The organism is Mycobacterium sp. TH-M11 (assembly GCF_057473725.1).
Map to the genome: position 1 here is coordinate 1 of NZ_JBYCLD010000547.1, position 3,321 is coordinate 3,321.

2 protein-coding genes are annotated in these 3,321 nt (G+C 62.9%); both read left to right on the forward strand.

Going from position 1 to position 3,321, the window contains the following annotated elements; translation table 11 throughout:
• The first annotated feature begins 176 nt into the window (after nucleotides 1-176).
• Nucleotides 177-599, forward strand: coding sequence for an MmpS family transport accessory protein (locus AC2VOG_RS20640; RefSeq protein ID WP_486941680.1), 423 nt, complete (start codon nucleotides 177-179; stop codon nucleotides 597-599).
• A partial coding sequence (locus AC2VOG_RS20645; RefSeq protein WP_486941681.1) for an MMPL/RND family transporter occupies nucleotides 596-3,321 on the forward strand: 2,726 nt, incomplete at its 3' end. The genes AC2VOG_RS20640 and AC2VOG_RS20645, both read left to right, overlap by 4 nt.

Genomic DNA, 3,321 nt, shown 5'->3' on the forward strand with positions numbered 1-3,321 from the left:
CGACTGCTCATCACGTAGCTCACCGATGAGATGCGGCACCGGGCGCGTCGCGACTTCGATCCGAGCGTCTACCCCAGGAATGAACCCGGTCGCGACGGCGTTCGGCTTGCGGTGATGGACGCGACGAATTGGCCTAGGATCGGCCCATCGAGCATTGCTGAGCGGGGGACGCGGAGTTGACGATTCTCAAGCGGGCGTGGGTTCCGCTGGTGGTGGTCGTAGCGCTTCTCATCGGCGCAGTCGCCGTGTTCCGACTCAACAGCGTCTTCCCCGGCCCCGGCTTGCCCAAGCCCGACCCGCGGGATGCAACCCCGCCGTATGCGGCGAAAACCGCCGTCTACGAAATTCTGGGCCCACCCGGGACCACCGGCGTCGTCAACTGGATGGATGCGGAGTCCTTACCGCAGAAGGCCAGCTTCACCACCTTGCCGTGGTCCACGACGATCGTTGCCGAGATGCCCGGCATCTTCGCCTACGTCGTCGCCCAAGGTGACAGCCCCACGATCGGCTGCCGGATCACCGTCGACGGCAAACTGGTCGATCAGCAGCAGGCCCACACACGCAACGCGCAAGTCTCCTGCTTGGACAAGTCCGCGTGACGGACGAAACGAGCGACACCGACCAGATCCCCGTAGCGCAACGCCACGAACTCGAGCGCAAACCGCGGATAGCCCGCAGCATCCGCGTCCTGGCATTGCCGATCGTTGTGTTCTGGGTGCTGCTGGCCGTCGGCGTCAACGTCTTCGTCCCACAGTTGGAAAAGGTTGCCGAGGAAATCTCGGTGCCGCTGTCGCCGGCCGATGCGCCGTCGGTGACGGGCATGAAACACATCGGCGAGAAGTTCAAGGAGTACGACTCCGACAATCTCGTGCTGGTGACCCTGGTCGGTGACAAACCGCTCGGGCCGGACGCGCACCGGTTCTACGACGACTTGGTCAAAAAGATCCAGGCCGACCACGAACACGTCGAGCATGCGCTGAACTTCTGGGGGCAGCGATTCACGTCCTCGGGTGTCGAGAGCTACGACCACAAGGCCGCCTACGTCCAGGTCAATCTCAAGGGTGACCAAGGTGGTGCCGAGGGCGACAAATCGGTTGCCGCAGTTCGCAAGATCGTCGCGGACGCCAAGCCGCCGGCGGGAGTGAAGGCCTATGTCGCCGGCCAGGGAGCGCTGACTGCCGACACGATCGTGGTGGGCGATGCGAGCTTGGCCAAGATCACGCTCATCACGGTCGTCATCATCGCGATCATGCTGATGTTCGTTTACCGGTCCATCGGCACCGTGTTGCTGACCATGGTGATCCTCTTCGTGGGACTCGCGGCCGGCCGCGGCGTGGTTTCGCTGCTGGGCGAAACCGGCATCATGGGGTTGTCGACCTTCGCCGTGAACCTGCTGACCTCACTCGCGATCGCGGCGGGTACCGATTACGCGATTTTCATGGTCGGCCGCTACCAGGAGGGCCGTGAACGGGGCCTGGACCGTGAAGCCGCCTATTACGACACCTTCGCCGGTGTCAGCAAGGTGGTCCTGGGCTCCGGTCTGACCATTGTCGGGGCGCTGGCCTGCCTGAAGTTCACCCGGCTGCCCTACTTCAGTTCGCTGGCGTTCCCGTGCGCAGTGGGCCTGCTGGTGGTGGTGGCGGCTGGGGTCACGCTGACGCCCGCCCTCATCGCAGTCGCCAGTGGCTTCGGTCTTTTGGACCCCAAGCGCAAGTTCAACTACACCCGGTGGCGCCGCCTGGCGACGGCCATCGTGCGGTGGCCCGCGCCCATCCTTGCCACCTCCGTCATCCTGGCGATCGTCGGCGCCCTAGGTCTAGCGGGCTTCACTCCGCGCTACAACGACCTTTACTACCTGCCGCACAGTGCCCAGTCGGTGCAGGCGTACGACGCGGCCGACAAACACTTCACCCAGGCCCGCTTGAACCCGGACCTGCTGATGATCGAGTCGGACCACGACCTACGTAATACGCGAGACATGCTGGTGTTGGACAAGGTTGCCAGTGCCATCTTCCACGTGCCTGGCATCGAACGAGTGCAGAGCATCACCAGACCACTCGGACCGCCGATCGAAGACGGGTCCATTCCGTTTCAGCTCAGCGTGCAAAGCGCACCGATCCGCGACAACCTCAGCTACCTGAAGGATCGGGTGGGTGACATCAAGAAGATCACCGGCTACCTCGACGATCTGATCGCCCTGCTGGAGCGCCAGTACGCGGTGACCCAAGATCTCGCGAACGCGACGGACGACAGCGCGAAAACCACCGGCGACACGGCGGTAATCACGGACCAAATCCGAGACCACATCGCTGATTTCGACGACTTCTGGCGGCCGATTCGCAGCTACTTCTACTGGGACAAGCACTGCTACGACATCCCGATCTGCCTGTCGTTGCGAAGCCTGTTCGACGCCCTGGACGGGTTCGATCAACTCGCCGAGCAGTTCCACAAACTCACCAAAGACCTCGGCGACACGGCTCGAGCCACACACGAACTGCTGGCGATCATTCCGCAGAACATTGCTGTCTCGAAAGCGATCCGGGATACCACGCTGACCATCTACAGCTCGTTCGACAGCCTGATCGATCAGTTCGACCGGCTGACCGACACCAACGCCATAATGGGCAAGTCGTTCAACGATTCTCGGATTGAAAGCCTGTTCTACCTGCCGCCGGAAATCTTCCAGAACTCCGATTTCCAGTTCGGGCTGAGCCTGATGGTGTCGCCGGACGGAAAGGCCGCGCGCTTCATCATCACCCACGCCGTGGATCCCGCGACGGCCGAGGGGATCAAGTCCGTCGATCAGGAGCGCAACGCGGCCAAAGAGGCGCTGAAACTCACCTCGTTGGAAAACGCCGACATCTACCTCGGCGGCACCGCCGCGACGTTCAATGACATCGCCACCGGCGCCAAATACGACCTGCTGATCGCCGCGGTGGCGTCGATTGTGCTGATCTTCATCATCATGGTGATCGTCACCCGCGCTCTCGTCGCCGCGGGAGTCATCGTCGGCACCATCGTCCTGTCGCTAGGCGCGGCGTTCGGATTCTCGACGCTGATCTGGCAGCACCTGGGCCACTTCCAATTACACTGGGTGGCAACGGAATTCGCGTTGATCGTGCTATTAGCGGTGGGGTCCGACTACAACCTGATGCTGGTGTCCCGAATCGAGGAGGAGATCGGCGCCGGCCTGAACACCGGGCTCATCCGCGGCATGGGTGTGACGGGCCCGGTGGTGTCCGCGGCCGGTGTGGTGTTCGCCGTCACGATGGCCGCGATGCTCTCCAGCGATCTGCGGGCGATCGGTCAGTTCGGGTCCAC